Here is a 21,437-nt window from a genome sequence, read left to right as displayed (position 1 = left end):
TCCCCGCTCCCAAACACCTTACGTCAAAACCCAGAATGGCTGCCGGATCTTTGCTGTCCGGATCTCTGCCTCTGGAAATTTCTCCCGGCAAAAATGTTCCATATCTGCAATAAAGATATGCTCCACGCCATAGTGTCCGGCATCAATTACTGCCATTTTTTGCGCAACCGCATCAATCCCCTCATGGTGATCAATGTCACCTGTCACCAGTACATCCACACCTTTTTCCAAAGATACGGAAATTGCGCTCTTCCCGGAGCCCGGAAAAACACCAAGGCGATGTACCTGCATATCCGGCTCTCCAAAAATTTTCACATTCGGAAGATCAAATGCTTTTTTTACCATTTCCGCACAGGATTTTAAATCCATCGGCTGTGCCAGATCAGCAACTCTTCCGATCCCAACCGGAACTTCGCCGGATTCTGAATGCATGCTTCCCGTCACTTCCAGAACCTCCGGTTCACTCAGTTCAAGTACCTTCCCAGCAAGCTCTGCCATTCCCATTACATCATAATTGGTATGCATCGCATAGTAAGAAATGTCATCCCGGATCAACTTCAGTACTCTTCTGCCAATAAAATCCTCGTCATTGATCTTTTTCATTGCTTTAAAGATCATCGGATGATGTGTGATCAGCATATCTGCGCCCCAGTCTGCTGCTTCTTCGATCACTTCATCCGTCGCATCCAGTGCAAGATAGATCCGCTTTACTTCTTTATCGCTTCTTCCGACCTGCAGTCCTACATTATCCCACTCCATAGCATAGTGCTTTGGAAAACGTGCTTCTATTTCTTTTATAATTTCTCTGCAAATCATCATTTTCCTCCTAAAAATACCGGTCAAGCAGGTCTTCTGCTCTCTTTATCATATGCAGAACCTCTGCACTTCTCTCCTTCGTGCGTTCACTCTCCTGCACCCGAAGCTTTTCATACACGCCCTGATTCACAGACAGTTCCTTTTTCAGATATTCTCCCATCACCGGGTGACCCTTCTCTAATAAATATTTTCCATATTCAAGCTCTTCTTCTGCTGCCGGAACACCTTCCGCATAAAGACCTTTCTGCTCTGTCGGGATCACCTTCATCATCGGATAGTATTTGCCATCCTCTTCCACCATGTCCTCTGCAACGATACGAAATCTATGTTCTTCCAGATAACGGCGGACTTTCGCAAGCTCTGACTGCGGCTGCAGGATCAGTTCCTTTAAGCTTCTGGTTTTTGCCGGATCCTCATTCAAAATGTGTATGACAAGACCGCCGCCCATTCCGGCGGCGATCATTGTGTCAGCTTCTTCCATTTTCAAATTCACCAGACCATCAGAAAGACGGGTAACGATCTTCCCATCCAGTCCATGTTCAAGGATATGTGTATCCGCTCTCTCTAATGGTCCTTTGTTAATATCCATGGCAATTGCGGATGGAACCAGCCCGTTCTGTGTCAGATAGATTGGGATGTAAGCGTGATCTGTTCCCACATCCGCAAGACGCATTCCCGGTGTGACAAGATCCGCCACTGCCTGTAATCTTTTTGATAATTCAGCCATCTTCTTAATCCAAATAATCTCTTAATTTTCTGCTGCGGCTTGGATGACGAAGCTTGCGGAGTGCTTTTGCTTCAATCTGACGGATACGCTCACGGGTGACATCGAACTCTTTTCCGACCTCTTCCAGTGTACGTGCTCTTCCATCACTCATGCCAAAACGCAGGCGGAGAACCTTCTGCTCTCTCTCTGTCAGTGTACTTAAAACTTCATCCAGCTGTTCTTTCAGAAGTGTCTGCGCTGCTGCTTCTGCCGGAACAGGTACATTGTCATCCTGGATAAAGTCGCCCAGGTGGCTGTCCTCTTCCTCACCGATCGGAGTCTCAAGAGAAACCGGTTCCTGGGAAATCTTTAAGATTTCACGCACACGGTCTACCGGCATGTCCAACTCTGCAGCGATCTCTTCCGGCGTAGGTTCACGTCCAAGCTCCTGCAGTAACTGTCTGGATACACGGATCAGTTTGTTGATCGTCTCTACCATATGAACCGGTATACGGATGGTTCTCGCCTGGTCAGCAATCGCACGTGTGATTGCCTGACGGATCCACCATGTTGCATAGGTACTGAACTTAAATCCCTTCTGATAATCAAACTTCTCTACCGCTTTGATAAGTCCAAGGTTTCCTTCCTGTATAAGATCCAGAAACAGCATACCACGTCCCACGTAACGCTTTGCAATGCTGACTACCAGTCGCAGGTTGGCTTCTGCAAGACGCTTTTTCGCTTCTTCATCACCATCTGCCATTCTCTTTGCCAGCTCAATCTCTTCTTCTGCTGAAAGAAGCGGAACCTTACCGATCTCCTTCAGATACATACGGACCGGATCTTCGATGCTGATTCCGTCCGGAACAGACAGGTCGATCTTCTCCATATCCACTTCGTCTTCATCCGAAAGCATGATCTCCAGATCATCATCATCCACATTGGAGTCATCATTCATCTGAAGCACATCGATCCCATTGGCCTCCAGGTACTCAAATACCTTGTCCATCTGTGTCGGTTCCAGCTCCATATCCCGGAATGCATCATTGATTTCCTGGATTTCAAGAATGTTCTTCTTTTTCTTCGCAAGGGCAACCAGATTTTTTAATTTTTCCTGAAACTTTACTACGTTCTCTTCCATGTAGTGTCCTTCCTCTCATCGCTTGTTTATATTCTATCCCTAATTAATGGAAATATGCAGTTTATGAAGGTCCTGCACTGCCTTCTTCGCATTCATAAGCCTTTGCAGCCCCTGAATGTCTGTCGGATCCAGATTCCGGGTTGCGGTTTCGATACTGTACTCCTTTACCCGGAGAATCGTCTCCTTGATCGCTTTTTCCTGCTCTCCCGCAGTCGTCAGCTCTTTGATTCTCGTATTGAAAAGTGCTGCCACCGCGCGGTGTTCCTCTTCCTCTGTAAAATAATTCATGATCTGCGCAGGATTCAGTTCTCCTTTTGCATGCTGTTCATACAGAAGTTCAGCAACTTTCCGGTACAGCTCCACCGTAAAATCCTCCGGCGTAACATAACGGCTTACCTGATCAAACAGCTCTTCCCTGTCGATCAGCCAGGTAAGCAGAATCTTCTGTGACCGGATATGACCATCCTCTTTTGGCGTTTCCTGGCGGATCGTCTGTCTTGGCTTTGTGGCCGGAGCTGCCATTCCGCTCTGGACTGCTACCTTGACAACCAGCTTCTTAAGTTCTTCGTAGCCGACGTGATAAGTCTTTGCCACCGCTTCTATGTAATTATCACGTTCAATTTCTTCTTCAAAACGTGCCAGCCTTCTCGCCGCCTCTCTGAGGAATTCCGTCTTTCCTTCCGGTGCATTCAGGTCATAACCTTTTTCCAGCATCTCAAGACCGAACATAAAGCTGTTCCTTGCTTTCCTGATCCGCTCTTCAAATGCCTCAGCTCCAAGATTCTTGATGAATTCATCCGGATCCTTGTACGGTTCCATCCGGATCACGCGGGTCGTCACACCGGCCTCCCGAAGGATCGGAGCTGCCCGGAGTGCCGCTTTAGTTCCGGCTTCATCACTGTCATAGGTCAGATAGACTTCATTCACATACCGTTTGATCAATGCTGCATGTCCTGCTGTAAGTGCAGTTCCAAGTGACGCAACTGCATTGGTAAATCCCGCCTGATGGAGCGAAATTACATCCATATAGCCTTCACATACAATAAAATACGGCTTTCTTGATGTTCTCGCCCGGTGAAGTCCGTACAGATTCCGGCTCTTATCAAAGATCAGAGTCTCCGGTGAGTTCAGGTACTTTGGCTTCCCGTCGCCCATCACACGCCCGCCGAATCCGATCACACGGTTATTCACATCCATAATCGGAAACATGACACGGTTCCAGAATTTGTCGTAAACTCCGTGCTTTTCATCGACATTTACCAGACCGGCTTTGATGATCATCTCTTCACTATAACCCTTCATCTTCAGGTATCGAAACAGATCATCACTGTATTTGCTGGAATATCCAAGTCCAAATGCGGTGATCGTCTCCTGGCTCAACTGACGGTTCTGCAGATATTCTCTTGCCTGCCTTCCGCCCTCCGTCTTCAGCTGCGCATAATAATACTTGGCCGCCAGCTTGTTCATCTCAAGCAGCGCACTTCTCGTATCTGCTCTTTCTTTCGCTTCTTTTGAATATTCCTCTTGCGGAAGCTCCACACCGGCACGCTGTGCCAGAAACTTGAGTGCTTCTACAAAAGAATAATTCTCATACTCCATAATGAAGGTAAATACATTCCCTCCCGCTCCGCAGCCAAAGCAGTAATACATCTGCTTATCCCTGCTCACAGAAAAAGAAGGAGATTTCTCACTGTGAAACGGGCAAAGTCCGAAATACGAACTCCCCTGCTTCTTCAGCTTCACATATCCGGAAATCACATCTACGATATCATTTTTCGATCTTACTTCTTCTATAATCTCATCTGAATAATACATTATGTCCTACACCTTCCTGGCAGGGTTCGCGCACCTTGCGCAACCCCTACATAATATATATTCGACAAAACTTTTTTATTTCCTTTAAAATTTCCAAGATTGTGGAATAAAAATTTCTTCAAACTTTTTCACGGCAAAATTATCCGTCATTCCTGCTATGTAATCACACACTGCGATCTCCGGCATTTCCCCCTTCTGCAGCTGTTTCAGATACTGCTCCGGCATCTTTTCCATGTGCGTTTCATAATAAGAATACAGATCTTCGACCATTCGGATTGCTTTGTCCTCTTCGCCCTTTGCAAGTGGATTCTCATAAACATGGGTAAACATATATGCCCGCAGCTCCATCAATGCTTCACGGACTTCCTCTGACATGCAGATCTTCGGTTTGTCCATGCTGTTTACGATCACATCATGGGTAAGTGTGTTCAAACGCTCTCTTTTACTGTTGCCCAGAACTTTTCGCAGCTCTTTGGGCAGTTCCTCTTCATTCATGATCCCCGCCCTTACTGCGTCATCAATATCATGGTTCACATAAGCAATCTTATCAGACAGTCTGACGATCTGCCCTTCCAGTGTCGCAGGCATTCCCGCACTTTTGTGGTTTCGGATTCCATCGATCACTTCCCAGGTCAGGTTCAGTCCCTCCCCCTGTTTCTCCAACACCTCTACTACACGGACACTTTGTTCATTGTGTTTAAATCCACACGGACACACATTATTCAGAGCTCTCTCTCCTGCATGTCCAAACGGAGTATGCCCAAGATCATGCCCCAGTGCAATTGCCTCCACCAGATCTTCATTCAGCCTGAGCGCCTTTCCGATCGTCCGGGCGTTTTGCGATACTTCCAGCGTATGCGTCAGCCGTGTCCTGTAATGGTCTCCGATTGGTAGGAGAAACACCTGCGTCTTCTGCTTCATGCGCCGGAATGCCTTACTGTGCAGGATCCGATCTCTGTCCCTCTGAAAAACCGGTCGGATGTCACACTGTGGCTCATTTCTCTTTCTCCCCCGGGAAGCCATGCTTAATGTGGCACAGGGGCTTAGATATTCCTTTTCTCTTTCTTCCATCTGTTCCCTGATTGTCATTTTTTATTTTCTCTCTTCTTTCAGTCGTTTCTCGATTGCTTCTGTCACGCATTCCAGAACTTTAATACGTGCATAGTATTTATCATTTCCTTCCACTACGATCCACGGTGCATGTGGCATAGAAGTCTTTTCCAGCATTTCTTCTACCGCCACCTCATACTGATCCCATTTTTCCCGGTTTCTCCAGTCTTCATCGGTGATCTTCCACTGTTTTTTCGGATTTTCCTGTCTGGCTTTAAACCTTCTCGCCTGCTCATCCTTGTCAATCTGCATCCAGAATTTCAGCACGATTGCTCCTGCATTTACCAGATCCTGCTCCATGGCATTGATTTCCCCATAAGCTCTCTTCCATTCTTTTTCGGTGCAAAATCCTTCAATCCTCTCTACCATCACTCTTCCGTACCAGGTTCTGTCAAATATCGCAATATGACCGGCTTTCGGCATTGCACGCCAGAAACGCCACAGATAATGATGTGCTTTCTCTGTATCACTCGGTGACGCTGTCGGATTCACCACATATCCCCTCGGATCCATATGTGAAGTCAGACGTTTGATCGCACCACCTTTTCCTCCGGCATCCCACCCCTCAAAGCCAAGGACAACCGGGATTCTCCTGCGATAAAGCTCTCCATGCAGATGTTCCATCTTTTTCTGAAGCGCTTTTAAGCGTTCCTCATAAACCTCTTTTGGCATGGATTTGGAAAGATCCGTCTCTGCCAGAATGGATTCTGCTGTTTCCCTTTTCATTTCCGTTTTCTTTTCCAGACTGCCTTTTTCTTCCAGTTCCTTTCTTGCGACTGCTTCTTCCATTGCCTGGATCACCGCCTGATAAACAGCCACTTTGGCTTCTTTCTTCTTTGTAGCATTGATCACTGTCCACGGTGCGTAATCTGCATCCGTTTTCCGCAGCATCTCTTCATTGATTGCTTTATACTCTTTAAAATCATGGTTCCGCTTCAGATCGCCTTTGCTTACCCGCCATGCAGTATCCTTGGAAGCAAGCAGTTTCTCAAAGCGCTTTTTCTGTTCTTTCCGGTCAATCTTTAAAAACAGTTTGATGATCACCATTCCATCATCTGTCAGCTGTTTTTCAAACGCACGGATCGATGCAAAATCCTTTTCCAGCTCTTTTTCCGGTGTTTTTCCTTCAAAACGTTCAATCATAACTCTCCGGTACCAGCTGGTATCAAAAATCGCAATTCTTCCCTTTTCCGGGATCTTCGTCCAGAAACGCCACATAAAAGGATGCATCCATTCCTCTTCCGTTTCATTTTTTACCGCATATACTTTAAAGCCTCTTGGATCGAGTGCCTGGATCAGATTACCAATCTGAAGCCCTTTTCCTGCTGCTCCATAACCCTCAAACGCGATCATCACCGGGATTTTTTTCTCCCTGCACACTCTTTGCAGTTCTCCAAGCTGCTCTCCCAGTTCTTTTATATCCTTCATTTTTATATTTTTCTCCATAAAATGCCTCCATTTCACCAGTTTCTGCTCTTATTATCCCCAAATTCATTGATAAAACGCGCATTTAACGCATACAATTATATATCATATTACTATATTTTCTCATAATAAGAAAGTAAATTTGTAAAATCATTGAATTATTTATCTTTTCGATATTTTTTGTAATATATTGCGAATTAAAATTTCTTTTAATTTTTTGTTGACTTTGCGTTTGGAATATAGTATTATAGCTTTTGTCAGCGGCGAGCAGTTAAAAACAAAGCTCACTGAGTGATATGCGGAAGTGTCGGAACTGGCAGACGAGCAAGACTAAGGATCTTGTAGGCATTGCGCCTGTGTGGGTTCAAGTCCCATCTTCCGCATTATAAAAAGGAATCTCTGATTTTATCAGAGGTTCCTTTTTATAGTACCGAAGCGTGACCTGAACCCATGGTTCAGGTCTTCGCTCCGCTACGGTCGGCGCAGTGCATTCGTCCACCGGACGAACCTGGCCCCATCTTCCGCTTCCTTACCATTTATGCCTTTTTTTATTTACAAGATACAATACAATTCCACCTGCTACGATCACCATGGAGATCCACTGGGAGGTTGAGAACATCCAAGCTCCCCCTCTGTTATCATTTCTCAAAAACTCAACAAGAAATCTTCCCACACCATACAGCAGCATATACAAAAAACCTACGTTTCCCGGTGTACCGTCTTTTTTATTCTTTCTATAATATAGAAGTAACACGATCATGATCAGGAAATCACCCGCCGACGAAATAAGCTGTGTCGGAATCAGTTTTACACCTGCCGGAGCAAGCCCACCTTCCGGGAAGACCACACCAAATCTGAAGGTTGTCTCCCTTCCATAGCAGCATCCTGCAAGAAAACATCCGATTCTTCCAAATCCCTGTGCCATCGAAATACTTGCCACAGCGAGATCAAAATATTCCAGAAAATAAAGCTTCTTGATTCTGCAATATACAATTGCTGTCAGAAAACCGGCAATAATTCCACCATATACGACAAACCCTTCTGAACCGAGTACCGTCTTCGGATCCTTGATAAACGTCTTAAACTCCACGATCACATATAGAATTTTTGCACCTAAAAAACCGCCGATTACACCGTAAATTCCAATATCCACAATTGCTTCCTGATCCAGGCCATTCTTTTTTGCCCGATAAGAAGCCATTGCCACACAACAAAGGATACCGATTGCGATCATCAGTCCATATCCATGTATCGTAAACTTTCCTATTGAAAACAGATCAATTTTCACGCTTTTTTCTTCCTCCCTTTTATCAATCTATTTATCATTGTATGGATTATCCCTTCATTTGTCAATCTTATCCTTTTGGATACTATCTGCTATTTTGTTACTGTTCACAGTACCTGTGACCAGCAACGCATCTCGCCATTTTAAATCGCCTTTGGCGATGGGCGAGATACCATTCAAGATAAAACGTGCACCCACCGTGCCAATCAGCGTAGAGATTGACACGGGAGTGAACAGTAACGCTATTTTGCCTCTTATTAATCCAGCAATGGGGCATGATTCAGAGAATCATCCCCCACGTTTAGAGCTATCATTAAATTGTTCTGCCTTACAGAAGATTCTTCATACTCTTCAGCCCAATTGCCAGAGTTGAAGTATTGTGTAAAAGTGCTGATGTCGTCGGCTGGATCACACCGGTTACTCCAAGTACGATCAGACCGGAATTGAATCCAACGATAAAACGGTAATTACTTTGAATCCTCTTCATCAGCCTATTGCTGAGACGTCTTAAGGTTACGATCTGTCCAAGATCATCTGCGCCTACCGTAATATCTGCAATCTCACGTGCAATCTCTGCGCCATTGCTGATCGCAATTCCCACATCTGCCGCTGAAAGCGCCGGAGAATCATTGATACCATCGCCGATCATAATAACTTTTCTTCCGGCTGCTTTTTCTTTTTCTACAAATGCAGCCTTATCTTCTGGCAGTACTTCTGAATAATATTCATCCACACCGACACGCTTTGCGATCGCCGAAGCTGTACGGTCGCTGTCACCTGTCATCATAACAATCTTTCCAAATCCTGTTTTCTTGAGCTCGGCAACTACTGTCTTCGCCTCTTCTCTCAATGGATCTTCAATACAGATCACTCCTGCAAGCTGATTCTCGATTGCAAGATACAGATGTGAATATTCTTCCGAAAGACTGTCAAATAACTCCTGTTTTCCTTCCGGAATTGTACATTTTTCATCTTCAAATACAAAATGAGAGCTTCCGATAATTACATTTTTATCATCAATCGTTGTAGAAATGCCATGTGCAACCACATACTCTACCTTGGAATGCATTTCCTCATGATCCAGATTTTTCTCTTTTGCTGCATTTACTACTGCTTTCGCCATAGAATGTGGAAAATGTTCTTCCAGACACGCTGCAATACGGAGCAGTTCATCCGGTGTTCTTCCATCAAAGGGAACCACATCCACCACGGTAGGTGTTGCTTTTGTAAGTGTACCAGTCTTGTCAAATACGATCGTATCTGCCTCTGCCACGGCTTCCAGATACTTTCCGCCCTTTACGGTAATATTGTAAAGGTTTGCTTCACGGATTGCAGACAGCACCGAAATCGGCATTGAAAGCTTAAGGGCACACGAAAAATCTACCATCAGGATTGAAAGGGCCTTTGTGACATTTCTCGTCAGCAGATAGGTAAGAGCTGTTCCACCAAGTGAATACGGTACAAGCCTGTCTGCAAGATGTTCTGCCTTGCTTTCTACTCCTGATTTTAACTTCTCAGATTCTTCAATCATCGTAACGATCTTATCAAAGCGGCTGTTTCCGCTTACCTGTTTGACTCCGACTGTGATCTCACCTTCTTCAACCACCGTTCCTGCATATGCATAGCTTCCAACCGTCTTGCGGACAGACACTGACTCTCCGGTAAGAGATGCCTGATTGATCATCGCTTCACCATCCACGATATCGCCGTCAAACGGAATCACAGTTCCCATACGAATCACAATCCGGTCTCCTGCTTTTATCTTGGATGCAGGAACCAGAACTTCCTGATCTTCTGTCTTCAGCCATACCTTACTTACGTTCAGAGACATGGTCCTTGCCAGGTCATCTACGGATTTCTTATGTGTCCACTCTTCCAGAATCTCACCGATTCCAAGCAGGAACATGACGGATCCGGCTGTACTGAAATCCCCACGTGCAACGGATACACCGATTGCAGTCGCATCCAGCACCGGAACCTCAATTTTGCGTGCCCACAGACACTTGATTCCCTTCCAGATATACTTCAGTGACATGACCGATGTATAGCATGCATTCAGTGGATACGGAAGGAACCATTTTCTTGCATAATGAAATACTACTTTATTGAACAGCTTTTCCTGATACTGCGCATTCACTTCACGACCGGAAGTTGCAAGTACGTCTGCCGGAACTTCCACTGTCTGATAGTGAAATTCCTGCAGAAGACGGATTACATCTTCTCTGTCGCCGGTATAATTAATGACTGCATCACAGGTTCTGTCATATACCTTTGCTAATTTGACTGATTCATTGCAGAGCAGATAATACTGTAACATATCAGCCTGTTCATATGTCATTCTTTTTTGAAAAAGCCGGACTCTCATCCGGCCTTTCATCTCATGTTTAATTATAAACTTCACGTTCAGGCGCCTCTTACTCTGTTACTTCGTTGAACTCTGTATTTTCAGCTTCTTCAGCCTCTGCTGCTGTATCTGCATCAGAAAATTCTTCCATTTCAGCAGCTCTTTCTTCGTTGATGTTCTTAGCTTCAGCGTAAATATCCTCTGCATTTTCCTGGATATTTGTAGCTGTTTTCATAACACAGTCTTTTGCGCGAAGAACTGCTGCTGTACAATTTGTGTACACGTTCTTAGCATCCTTGCTTGAAAGCGCTTTGATTCCAGCTGTTCCAAAAAGAACTCCTGACGCAAAAATTCCAACCTTTTTCCAATTTACTTTAGTAATATCAAACATATCTACGTACCTCCTGTTTTTTCATTAACGCCTATTATATGACACGAATCTGAAAATTTCCAGTCTTTTTTTGCTTCTGATAAATTTTCTCACTTTTGCGTAAAATCAGTTTTGTCAAACTTTTTTCATTATATCTAACACAAATTCGCTATTTTCGCCTTAATTTTTACACAACTTTTCACAGTTATCTATATCCATATTTATATAGAAGAAACTCATTTCCCGGTATCTTAAAGAGACAGATACAACCACGGTACCTGCCTCCATATCCGAACCATTCCGTTTCAGAACGTTTTTTTACAATGTTATGCTTCTTTGAGTGTGATGTTTCTCACATTCTGTCCACCCGAAAATCCACAGGCATCCAGACCAGATTTAATTACTGCTGTCCATTTATCTTCCGGAAGATCAAGAACCGTTCCATCCTCCAATTCGACCATGCATTCCATCTTATTGCCATCATCCGAAATACGATACATATTCTTGCGGCTGATCGCTCCGATCTGTTCCAGCGTATTGACCATACGGTATACCGTCGCCGGTCCGATACTCGGATCCTTCAGAGACGCCTGATAATAAATTTCCTTGCAGCAATTACATTTTCCTTCCAAAATAACATCGATCAGCATGAGCCGCTGCTTCGTAACCCTACAGCCACTCCTTTTCAGCTGCTCGATTATTCTTTCTTTCGCGTCCATGATAGCCCCTTTCCATGCTGTCGCCTGTTAGGCTCTGATATCAACTACCTTAAATCCTGCTTCCTCGACAGCTTTTTTCAGATCATCATCATCGATTTCTCTGTCATAGCTTACAACTGCTTCTTCTTTTTTGAGATTCACCTTTGCAGATGCACCTTCGATTTTGTCGATTGCTTCCGTTACACTTTTCACGCAATGATCACAGTGCATACCGGAAACCATCACCGTCTTTTTACCGATTGCCGGATGCTCCAGAACCTTTTCTTCAATCTCTGTCTTGATCAGTCCAGATCCACCACCACAGCAAGGGCTTTCCCCTTTAAAATGCTTAAGCGTACCCTTTAATGCAAAAATAAGAAGTACGATCACGATCAGAACAATAATTGCATCAACCATCTTATTCCTCATCCTTCCGGCGTTCACGCCATTTCTTTATCCATAAAACCAACTGATATATGCTGACTCCTACAAGATAAATGATCAAGAATGCTCCGAATGCATAGAACATAGAGCCTGTTGAACTTCCCATATGCCTTCCGCCTTTCAGTCTTTCTTCTTTGGTGCGGTTTTTCCACTACATCCGCTACACGAACTGCAGTTACCGCTGCATCCAGCACAACCGACCGGTTTTCCTTCTTTATGGTTTTTATAACCTTTGTAAATCAGATAAATACAATATGCTGCGATCAGTGCCACTATCACAATATTTGCGATCATAACCTTCACCTTGTCTTTCTTTTACACTGGAAGCCGGACACAGGCTTCTGCATCCGGCTTCCGCCTTAAAGTTCTTATAAATCTTATGCGTTTACAGAACGTTTTGAATAAACTTTCTGATTTTTATACGGATCTGGTCTGAACAGCATGAAAAGGATTGCGATAAGGAAAAGGAATCCAACTGCTGTACCAACTCCGAATGCTCCGCCTGTTACGAATGAACCGATCTGATATACACAGAGGCATACAATGTAAGCGAAGATGTTCTGGAAGAGAATTGCGAACCAGAACCATTTTCTTGACTGCATCTGCTGTGCCATTGTAGCAATTGCTGCAAGGCAAGGAGAATCAAGAAGGTTGAACATCAGGAATGTAAATGCTGCAATTGAGCTTGGGAACCAAGATGCAACACCAGCTGCTACGTTGACTGCATCTTCTGTATCACCAGATACATTTGCAAGTACACCCATTGTTGAAACAATTGCTTCTTTTGCTGTAAATCCAGAGATAGAAGCTGCTACCGGCTGCCACTCGCCAAATCCAAGTGGTGCAAAGAGCGGTGCGATCACGCCACCAATCATTGCCATAAGACTGTCTGCGCTGTCTTCTACCATGCCAAAGCTTCCGTCTACAAATCCGAATCCGCCAAGGAACCACATTACGACGCAGGCAAGGAACAGGATTGTTCCGGCTTTGATGATGAAGCCTTTCAGTCTTTCCCATACATGAAGGAGAACTGTCTTAGCCTGTGGAATATGGTACTGTGGAAGTTCCATTACGAACGGTGCCGGTTTTCCTGAGAACGGTTTTGTCTTCTTCAGGATGATCGCAGCCACAAGTACTGCAACGATTCCAATGAAATACATAAGCGGTGCGATAAATGAACTTTCCTGATATCCTGCTACTTCACCGGAAATAACACCACCCATCAGAGCGATAACCGGAAGCTTAGCTCCACACGGGATAAAAGTTGCTGTCATAATTGTAAGACGTCTGTCATTATCCTGTTCAATAGTCTTAGAAGCCATGATTCCAGGAATACCGCAGCCTGATGAAATCAGAAGCGGGATAAAGCTCTTTCCCGAAAGTCCGAAATGTCTGAACACACGGTCCATGACGAATGCGATACGAACCATGTATCCACAGTCTTCAAGGATAGACAAGAAAAGGAACAGAATCGCCATCTGTGGAACGAAACCAAGAACGGCTCCAAGACCACCGATGATACCATCAACAACAAGTCCCATAACCATGTCACCGGCACCGATCGCTGAAAGTGCGCTTGTTGCTGCATCCTGAATTGCTACTACAAATACATCATTTGTCCAATCTGTTACAAAGGTACCGACTGTCGTTACAGAAACATAATATACGATCCACATTACCAGCATAAAGATCGGGATTCCAAGGAACCGGTTGGTAACGATACGGTCGATCTTATCAGAAGTTGTAAGTTTTTCTTTTCCCTTCTGAACAGTTGTTGAAACAATCTTCTGGATGAATTTGTAACGTTCGTCTGTTACAATACTTTCCATATCATCGTCATGTTTCTTTTCAAGAGCTTTTCTCTGTGCTTCCACCGTCTGGGCTGCCGCACCGGAAAGTTTCATGCTCTCTACTACCTTGCTGTCGTTCTCAAGGAATTTTATAGCGTACCATCTCTTCTTCTCTTCTGAAACAGAACTCGGAAGAACGCTCTTAACTTCTGCTACAGCACCTTCCAGCTCTGCTGAGAAGATATCTTTCGGAAGATCGATTTCTGACTTCTTAGCAACTTTTACTGCTTCATCGATCAGTTTGTCAAGTCCTTCACCTTTCAGCGCAGATGTCTCGATAATCGGACAGTCAAGCAGCATTGAAAGTCTCTTCACATCAATCTTGATTCCTCTCTTCGCAAGAAGATCTGCCATGTTCAGTGCAATAACAACCGGAACGCCTGTCTCGATCAGCTGAGTTGTCAGATACAGGTTACGTTCAATATTGGTTGCATCCACCAAATCAATGATCACATCCGGATTTTCTTTCAGCACATAGTCACGGCTGACGACCTCTTCCAGTGTATATGGAGACATTGAATAGATACCCGGAAGGTCAGTTACGATAACTTCTTCCTTTGTCTTCTTACTTTTTAATTTACCCTCTTTTTTCTCTACAGTAACCCCTGGCCAGTTACCAACATACTGGTTGGCTCCTGTGAGCGCGTTAAACATGGTAGTTTTACCGCAGTTCGGGTTTCCGGCAAGTGCAATTTTAATTGCCATTCCTTTTTACCTCCTTGTTGTACTACTCTCATGCATAATTATGTATATGCTATTTTACCTGCACACACTGTGCATCATCTTTTCTTACTGTAAGTTCATATCCTCTTACAGTAATCTCAACAGGATCACCGAGAGGCGCAACTTTTCTGATGTACAGCTCGCTTCCTTTTGTTATGCCCATGTCCATAATACGGCGTTTGTAAGCTCCGTCTCCTTCAATCTTGGTCACAACAACAGTGCTTCCAACCTTTGCATCACCTAAAGTCATTGTCGTATCTCCTTTCCTTTAAGCTTCGTAATACAGAATATATATGCAGCGGATCCATCGACCAGCCAGAGGCTAGATCATGATATGCCGCGCCATATCAGAATTAACCGCAACACGTGAATCCTTGATGTTCACGATCACATTACCACCGATTGCAGAAACAACTGTAATTTCTGCACCTGCTACAAATCCGAGATTCGCAAGGAATCGCCTTGTTTCTTCATTTCCACCAATTCTCTTGATCTCATTTACTTCACCAATATTCGCCATCGTTAAAGGCATAATCCCTACCTCCTGTTCTTTTGCGTATTTGGAATTTTGAATGATAATTTTTTTCATTACCAACTTTTGTTCATTCGTTAGTATATGCTAACATTTGTGTGTTGTCAAGTATTTTTTTAAGTTTTATTAAACCATTGTTTTCTGTTACTCATTTTTGCCATTTATCACTTACTTCTAATAGTTATAGCTTCTACTTTTTGCACAAAAAGAGCATTTACAGAACAATATTATTTGAAAAAAAATATAATCCATGGTATCCTATTAGATATAAGAATAAATAGTGAGGTGACCGGAATAAATGGCTAAAAATGAATCTTCCGAAAATTATCTTGAAGCAATATTGATGTTAAGTAAAAAATTACCTGTCGTACGTTCCGTAGATATTGCCAACGAACTTGGTTTCAAAAAATCAAGCGTCAGCATCGCCATGAAGAAACTTCGTCAGGAGAATCATATTACCGTAACAGATGCAGGTTTTATCTATCTTACCGATTCAGGAAAAGAGATCGCGAACATGATCTATGAACGGCATGAATTTATTTCAAAATGGCTGATCGAACTCGGTGTCCCAGAAGAAATCGCTACAGATGATGCCTGCCAGATGGAGCACGTAATCAGTAGAGAAAGCTTTAACGCAATCAAAGAATATGTACGAACACATTAGTAAATGCGTCAAAAAAGGCCGAAAAGTTTATAACTTTTCAGCCTTTTTCTTTGCCCTTTTGCAGACTCTACAGATTTACCGCAACATATTTCATATGCTGTTTTCCGTAATGAAATTACTTTACTGATACTATTCATCAAGGATCTGTCCGTCAAGCGATAAGGTCACGACCTGCCACGGAATAAATTTACCGCTTTCCTGAAGAGCTTTCTTAGCCGCCAGCTCAAGTCCGCCACAACAAGGTACTTCCATCCGCACAATCGTCACACTCTTAATATTATTGTTCTTAATAATCTCCGTCAGCTTCTCCGAATAATCCACATTATCCAGTTTTGGACATCCAATCAAAGTCACATGCCCTTTGATAAAACGATTGTGAAAATCTCCATAAGCATAGGCACTGCAATCTGCAGCGACCAGAAGCTTCGCCCCGTCAAAATATGGTGCATTCACCGGTGCAAGCTTAATCTGTACCGGCCACTGGGAAAGCATACTCTTATTCACGCTTTTCGCCGTCTCCCTTCCTTCCTCTTCGCTCTCTGCATTCTGCATACTCTCCTCTCTGTTCATCATACGCATGCGGGTTCCAGGACATCCCCCTGCAAATGATTTTACCGGTGCTTTAGGTCCTTCTCCCGCATTCTGCTTTGTAGCCTCTTCCTGCTGCTTTTTAAGCATATTCTGCTTCACAGCCTCCGCATCATAAGCCGCCGCCTCACGCTCTACAAAATGAATGGCATCCACCGGACAATTCGGCAAACAGTCTCCCAGTCCGTCGCAATAATCATCTCTCATCAGCTTTGCTTTCCCATTTACCATAGAAATAGCCCCCTCATGGCAGGCCTTTGCACAAGCTCCACACCCATTACACTTCTCCTCATCTATCTGAATAATTCTACGAATCATATTCCTTTATATCCTCCTATTCGAAAAATTTGTATTCCTTTAACTTTACCAGCTTATTTTAGCTTACAACCGCATTCTATTCTGTTGTTATAACAACAATCCACATAAAAAAACCTTGCGGATTCTCTCCACAAGGTTTTCCCTCTTCTCTCAAACTCTATACGAAATCGTCTGATTTAATTATGCAAGTGCCTTTTTAGCAACTTCAGCTACAGCTGCGAAGCCAGCTGCATCATTAACTGCCATTTCAGCGAGCATCTTTCTGTTCATATCTACACCGGCAACTTTAAGTCCGTGCATAAGCTTGCTGTAAGAAAGACCATTCATTCTTGCAGCTGCGTTGATACGAGCGATCCAAAGCTGACGCATCTGACGTTTTTTCTGCTTTCTTCCTGCGTATGCTGATGTAAGGGCTCTCATTACAGACTGTTTTGCAATTCTGTACTGTTTAGAGCGAGCTCCTCTGTATCCTTTAGCCAGTTTTAAAGTTCTATTGTGTTTCTTCTTAGCGTTCATTCCGCCTTTAATTCTTGCCATTACTTAATCCTCCTTCTATCTTTCCTGCCAAATCTTAGAGATATGGTAAAACTTTCTTCATGTTCTTTACATTTGTAGAATCTGTGATAGTTGACTGTCTAAGATTTCTTTTTCTCTTAGTAGACTTCTTTGTTAAGATATGGCTCTTGTAAGCTTTGTTTCTTTTAAGTTTACCTGTAGCTGTTGTTTTGAAGCGCTTTGCAGCAGCTCTATTTGTTTTAATTTTTGGCATGATGTTTTCCTCCTTAATATAGATAATTTATTTTTAACGTTTTTCAGTTAAAACCATGCTCAGGCTTCTGCCTTCAAGTTTTGCCGGCTTTTCAATGACAGCAACATCTTTCATCTTCTCAGCAAAATCGTCAAGAATATGTTTACTCTGCTGCATATGAGCCATCTCTCTACCACGGAAACGAAGTGTAACCTTTACTTTATTTCCTTTTGAGATAAATTTTCTAGCATTATTCATCTTCGTGTTCAGGTCGTTGGTGTCAATATTTGGCGAAAGACGCACTTCCTTAACCTCGACAGTTCTCTGTTTTTTCTTTGCTTCTTTTTCTTTTCTTGCCTGTTCGTATCTGTACTTACCATAATCGATAATCTTACAAACCGGCGGTTTCGCTGTCGGAGCGATTTTAACCAGATCCAGTTCCGCTTCCTGTGCCAGCTTCATAGCCTCTCTTGCTGACATTATTCCTAACTGTTCCCCACTCTCGCTAACCACGCGTACCTCTCTGTCGCGGATTTGTTCGTTAATCATTAAATCGCTAATTGTTGTGCACCTCCAATAAATAAAAAAATAGTGAATAGCTGCAGACTATCCACTATCTATTGCATACAATACTTATATCCGGTATTATAAATTCAATATCAAACCGTTAGTCGCCTGATTGCGCTAAGGTGAGAGTGGATACTCTTCTTTGTTGTTCGCTTTACGCAAGTTATAATTTACCACAAATTTTATATGGTGTCAACACTTTTTTTATTTTTTTATGAACCAGCCAATCTTCACTTAATTTCTAACAATCTTTATTTTTCGGACTTAAACCTACTCAATCCCTGTCACTTTGTAATCTTTGTCTTCAACAGCTTTTTTCAGTACCTCATCGGCTACTTCTGCCGCAAGTGTTACTACCGCTGTTCCATTTTCATGGCTTACTTCTGCCGCCTCTACTCCTTCGATTGCTTCCAGAGTTTTCTTTACGGTTGCCTCACAGTGTCCACACATCATACCTTCGATTTTCATTGTTTTTGTCATTGTCTTTTCCTCCTCTATTTCTTTGACTTTTGACTTTATCTTCTTATCTTTGCTGGCATCATACATTTTAAACCAGTTCAGACGAAGTGCATTGGTTACGACACAGAAGCTTGAAAGACTCATAGCTGCTGCGCCAAACATCGGATTTAATTTCCATCCGAAGATTGGATACCAGATACCTGCTGCAAGCGGGATTCCGATCACATTGTAGAAGAATGCCCAGAACAGGTTCTCATGGATATTTCTTAAAGTTGCTTTACTCATACGAATGGCTGCCGGTACATCACTTAAACGGCTTTTCATCAGAACAACGTCTGCTGCGTCGATCGCGATATCGGTTCCTGCACCAATCGCAATTCCCATATCGGCTCTGGTAAGTGCCGGCGCGTCATTGATTCCGTCACCAACCATGGCAACTTTTCCTTTTTTCTTTAATTTCCGGATAACGGCTTCTTTTCCGTCCGGAAGAACGTCTGCGATGACTTCATCTACACCCGCCTGACGTCCGATCGCTTTTGCGGTTCTCTCATTGTCGCCGGTCAGCATTACCACTTGGATTCCCATATTCTGCAGTTCTTTGACTGCCTTTGGACTGTCCTCTTTGATGACGTCTGCTACCGCAATGATTCCGATCAGCTGATCTTCTTTCGTAAAGAACAAAGGTGTCTTTCCTTCTGCCGCCAGATCTTCTGCCTTTTTCAGCATTCCTGCATCCACAGAAGTCTTTGTCTGGATAAATTTCTTATTTCCACCATAAATCGTCTTTCCTGCAAGAACTGCGGAAAGTCCGTTTCCAGGTACTGCCTGGAAGTCTTCTACTTCCTCCGCATCCAGTCTGCGCTCTTGGGCTTCCTGTAAAATTGCATGTGCCAGTGGGTGCTCGCTCTTTCTTTCGAGTGCATAAGCAAATCCCAAAAGTCCTTCCTCCGAGATACCCTCTGCCGGTATCATATCCGTTACTTTCGGTTCCCCGCTTGTGATGGTTCCGGTCTTGTCCAAAGCTACGATCTGCATTTTACCGGTCTCTTCCAGAGATACCGCCGTCTTGAACATGATTCCGTTCTTTGCGCCCATTCCGTTACCAACCATAATGGCAACCGGTGTGGCAAGTCCCAGTGCACAAGGGCAACTGATAACGAGTACGGAAATACCTCTTGCCAGTGCGAATCCAACACTCTGACCTGCGATCAACCATACGATAATTGTAATCACTGCAATCGTAATAACCGCCGGCACAAATATCCCGGATACACGGTCTGCAATCTTTGCGATCGGTGCTTTGGTTGCCGCCGCATCACTGACCATCTGAATGATCTGTGAAAGTGTGGTATCTTCCCCAACTCTGGTTGCCTCGCATTTGAGGAAACCGGACTGATTCATGGTTGCAGCAGATACCTTGTCACCTTCTGCTTTGTCAACCGGAATACTCTCTCCGGTAAGTGCTGCTTCATTGACTGCACTGGTTCCTTCCAGCACGATACCGTCTACCGGTATATTTTCCCCCGGTCTTACTACAAAGATATCGCCTTTTTTCACCTGGTCGATGGAAACCTCTGTCTCCACACCATTTTTCAAGACAACAGCTGTCTTCGGAGCCAGCTTCATCAGACTCTTTAATGCATCTGTTGTCTTTCCTTTGGAATGCGCTTCCAGCATCTTTCCGACTGTGATAAGCGTCAGGATCATGGCTGCTGATTCAAAATAGAACTCATGCATATAAGACATGACGCCTTCCATATCCATCTTCACCTGTGCATCGGTCATTGCAAACAATGCATAGGTGCTGTATACAAAGGATGCCCCTGATCCCAGTGCAACCAGGGTATCCATGTTCGGCGCACCATGAAGGAGTCCCTTAAATCCATTGATGAAGAACTTCTGGTTGATCACCATGATAATTCCGGTAAATAACAGCTGGATCAGTCCCATTGCTACATGATTGCCAGCCAGAAATCCCGGCAGTGGACAGTTCCACATCATATGACCCATGGAAATGTACATCAGTGGAATCAGAAAACACAGTGATGCGATCAGACGACGCTTCATAATCGGTGTCTCCCTGTCTTTCAGGGCATCCTCATCCATTGCTGCGCCCTTTTTGGCTCCTGCATCTGCTCCTTTTACCGAAGCACCGTATCCTGCTGCCTCAACAGCCGCAATGATCTCCAACTGGGATGCGGTTCCTTCTACTCCCATGGAATTCGTCAGAAGACTGACCGAACAGCTGGTAACTCCCGATACCTTCGATACTGCCTTTTCCACTCTGCTGCTGCACGCCGCACAGCTCATTCCTGTTACTGTATATTGTTCCACAAAAATCCACCTCACTCTTTGGCTTTATCTGCCTTTTTATATTGTAAAGATCCTCCTGCGCCTGTTGCATAAAAATCTATAACAATCCTGTTATTTCATCAGTTTCTGAAGCGTTACAACCAGCTCATCGATCGTCTCATCTTTTCCCTCGCGGATATCCTCTGCCACACAGGTACGGATATGATTCGCCAAAAGGACTTTATTGAAGCTGTTGAGCGCCGCATTGATTGCCGATACCTGAATCAGAATATCCGGACAGTACGCATCTTCTTCTACCATGCGCTTCACACCTCTGACCTGCCCTTCGATCCGGCTCAGGCGGTTGATCATGTCCTTGTATTCCTTTTCAGAACGCTCTTTCGTCTTATGACAGTGACAACATTCTTTCTTTTCTTCCATGCGTCTCACCTCTTATTTTTTCTCTCTACGATGGCTATTATATACCCCATTGGGGTATATTGCAAGGGAAATTTTCTCGATTTTAAAATTTTTATATACAG

The 21,437-nt window shown here is 43.9% G+C and carries 23 protein-coding genes and 1 tRNA gene; 2 read left to right on the top strand and 22 right to left on the bottom strand.

Translation table 11 applies throughout. The features are described 5' to 3' along the window. Nucleotides 1-18 precede the first annotated feature (18 nt). The 6 genes from PGR14_RS00270 to pap all read right to left on the bottom strand — a co-directional run bounded on the left by PGR14_RS00270 (nt 19) and on the right by pap (nt 7,034). Nucleotides 19-816 carry a Nif3-like dinuclear metal center hexameric protein gene (locus PGR14_RS00270; protein WP_044999230.1) on the bottom strand — a complete coding sequence of 266 codons (798 nt, stop codon included), beginning with the start codon at nt 814-816 and terminating at the stop codon, nt 19-21. A gap of 10 nt (nt 817-826) precedes the next feature. Beyond that, nucleotides 827-1,543: a tRNA (adenine(22)-N(1))-methyltransferase gene (locus PGR14_RS00265; protein ID WP_055297074.1), complete on the bottom strand. Its 717-nt coding sequence runs from the start codon at nt 1,541-1,543 to the stop codon at nt 827-829. 4 nt (nt 1,544-1,547) lie between these two features. Beyond that, the gene (rpoD, locus tag PGR14_RS00260; RefSeq protein WP_008374891.1) at nt 1,548-2,663 is read right to left on the bottom strand and encodes an RNA polymerase sigma factor RpoD; all 1,116 of its coding nucleotides are present in this window, start codon (nt 2,661-2,663) and stop codon (nt 1,548-1,550) included. A 39-nt stretch (nt 2,664-2,702) separates the two neighbouring features. Then, complete coding sequence (dnaG, locus tag PGR14_RS00255; RefSeq protein ID WP_022220526.1) at nt 2,703-4,478, bottom strand: DNA primase; 1,776 nt, start codon at nt 4,476-4,478, stop codon at nt 2,703-2,705. Between the two features lie 84 nt (nt 4,479-4,562). Further along, nucleotides 4,563-5,567 (bottom strand): deoxyguanosinetriphosphate triphosphohydrolase, encoded by a 1,005-nt coding sequence (locus PGR14_RS00250; protein ID WP_055155673.1) that lies wholly within the window; start codon nt 5,565-5,567, stop codon nt 4,563-4,565. A gap of 3 nt (nt 5,568-5,570) precedes the next feature. Next, nucleotides 5,571-7,034: a polyphosphate:AMP phosphotransferase gene (pap, locus tag PGR14_RS00245; protein WP_055155674.1), complete on the bottom strand. Its 1,464-nt coding sequence runs from the start codon at nt 7,032-7,034 to the stop codon at nt 5,571-5,573. A gap of 277 nt (nt 7,035-7,311) precedes the next feature. Between pap and PGR14_RS00240 the strand changes: the two genes are divergently transcribed. Beyond that, nucleotides 7,312-7,396: transfer RNA gene (locus tag PGR14_RS00240), tRNA-Leu, on the top strand. 146 nt (nt 7,397-7,542) lie between these two features. Here the strand turns inward: PGR14_RS00240 and PGR14_RS00235 are convergent. The 10 genes from PGR14_RS00235 to PGR14_RS00190 form a co-directional block, all read right to left on the bottom strand. Beyond that, a complete protein-coding gene (locus PGR14_RS00235; RefSeq protein ID WP_055297075.1) occupies nt 7,543-8,301 on the bottom strand; it encodes a prolipoprotein diacylglyceryl transferase in 759 nt (252 codons plus the stop codon). Between the two features lie 325 nt (nt 8,302-8,626). Further along, nucleotides 8,627-10,699: a heavy metal translocating P-type ATPase gene (locus PGR14_RS00230; protein WP_330663406.1), complete on the bottom strand. Its 2,073-nt coding sequence runs from the start codon at nt 10,697-10,699 to the stop codon at nt 8,627-8,629. 13 nt (nt 10,700-10,712) lie between these two features. Next, complete coding sequence (locus PGR14_RS00225) at nt 10,713-11,033, bottom strand: DUF6110 family protein (protein WP_008374872.1); 321 nt, start codon at nt 11,031-11,033, stop codon at nt 10,713-10,715. Nucleotides 11,034-11,338: 305 nt separating this feature from the next. Further along, complete coding sequence (locus PGR14_RS00220) at nt 11,339-11,731, bottom strand: Fur family transcriptional regulator (RefSeq protein ID WP_055155676.1); 393 nt, start codon at nt 11,729-11,731, stop codon at nt 11,339-11,341. 27 nt (nt 11,732-11,758) lie between these two features. Further along, a complete protein-coding gene (locus tag PGR14_RS00215; RefSeq protein WP_055260883.1) occupies nt 11,759-12,127 on the bottom strand; it encodes a heavy-metal-associated domain-containing protein in 369 nt (122 codons plus the stop codon). A gap of 1 nt (nt 12,128) precedes the next feature. Beyond that, the gene (locus PGR14_RS00210; RefSeq protein ID WP_008374867.1) at nt 12,129-12,260 is read right to left on the bottom strand and encodes a hypothetical protein; all 132 of its coding nucleotides are present in this window, start codon (nt 12,258-12,260) and stop codon (nt 12,129-12,131) included. 14 nt (nt 12,261-12,274) lie between these two features. Continuing rightward, the gene (locus PGR14_RS00205) at nt 12,275-12,448 is read right to left on the bottom strand and encodes a FeoB-associated Cys-rich membrane protein (protein ID WP_022220530.1); all 174 of its coding nucleotides are present in this window, start codon (nt 12,446-12,448) and stop codon (nt 12,275-12,277) included. Nucleotides 12,449-12,531: 83 nt separating this feature from the next. Then, the gene (gene feoB / locus PGR14_RS00200; RefSeq protein ID WP_175305297.1) at nt 12,532-14,709 is read right to left on the bottom strand and encodes a ferrous iron transport protein B; all 2,178 of its coding nucleotides are present in this window, start codon (nt 14,707-14,709) and stop codon (nt 12,532-12,534) included. Between the two features lie 49 nt (nt 14,710-14,758). Further along, complete coding sequence (locus PGR14_RS00195) at nt 14,759-14,977, bottom strand: FeoA family protein (RefSeq protein WP_055260881.1); 219 nt, start codon at nt 14,975-14,977, stop codon at nt 14,759-14,761. A 72-nt stretch (nt 14,978-15,049) separates the two neighbouring features. After that, nucleotides 15,050-15,259, bottom strand: a complete 210-nt coding sequence (locus PGR14_RS00190) for a FeoA family protein (RefSeq protein ID WP_022220531.1) — start codon at nt 15,257-15,259, stop codon at nt 15,050-15,052. Between the two features lie 298 nt (nt 15,260-15,557). Here PGR14_RS00190 and PGR14_RS00185 point away from each other — a divergent pair, with 298 nt between their 5' ends. Then, a complete protein-coding gene (locus PGR14_RS00185; RefSeq protein WP_008374860.1) occupies nt 15,558-15,923 on the top strand; it encodes a metal-dependent transcriptional regulator in 366 nt (121 codons plus the stop codon). 129 nt (nt 15,924-16,052) lie between these two features. Here the strand turns inward: PGR14_RS00185 and PGR14_RS00180 are convergent, their stop codons facing one another. The 6 genes from PGR14_RS00180 to PGR14_RS00155 form a co-directional block, all read right to left on the bottom strand. Continuing rightward, entirely contained in the window at nt 16,053-16,829 is a 777-nt protein-coding gene (locus PGR14_RS00180) for an ATP-binding protein (RefSeq protein ID WP_270222820.1), read from the bottom strand. Between the two features lie 180 nt (nt 16,830-17,009). Next, a complete protein-coding gene (gene rplT, locus PGR14_RS00175) occupies nt 17,010-17,366 on the bottom strand; it encodes a 50S ribosomal protein L20 (protein ID WP_008374854.1) in 357 nt (118 codons plus the stop codon). Between the two features lie 34 nt (nt 17,367-17,400). Beyond that, entirely contained in the window at nt 17,401-17,598 is a 198-nt protein-coding gene (gene rpmI, locus PGR14_RS00170; protein WP_022220532.1) for a 50S ribosomal protein L35, read from the bottom strand. Between the two features lie 33 nt (nt 17,599-17,631). Continuing rightward, entirely contained in the window at nt 17,632-18,126 is a 495-nt protein-coding gene (gene infC, locus PGR14_RS00165) for a translation initiation factor IF-3 (RefSeq protein ID WP_008374852.1), read from the bottom strand. A 288-nt stretch (nt 18,127-18,414) separates the two neighbouring features. Further along, entirely contained in the window at nt 18,415-20,937 is a 2,523-nt protein-coding gene (locus tag PGR14_RS00160) for a heavy metal translocating P-type ATPase (protein ID WP_270222819.1), read from the bottom strand. A 90-nt stretch (nt 20,938-21,027) separates the two neighbouring features. Further along, on the bottom strand, nt 21,028-21,336 hold the full coding sequence (locus tag PGR14_RS00155) for a metal-sensing transcriptional repressor (protein WP_022220535.1): 309 nt from the start codon (nt 21,334-21,336) through the stop codon (nt 21,028-21,030). Between the last annotated feature and the right edge of the window lie 101 nt (nt 21,337-21,437).

Origin of the sequence: Coprococcus sp. AF99-45 (genome assembly GCF_027663865.1) — a bacterium.
In the GTDB taxonomy this organism is placed as follows: domain Bacteria; phylum Bacillota; class Clostridia; order Lachnospirales; family Lachnospiraceae; genus Allocoprococcus; species Allocoprococcus comes.
The sequence above is the reverse complement of the archived record's forward strand: the minus strand, read 5'-3'. Positions and strand labels throughout refer to the sequence as shown.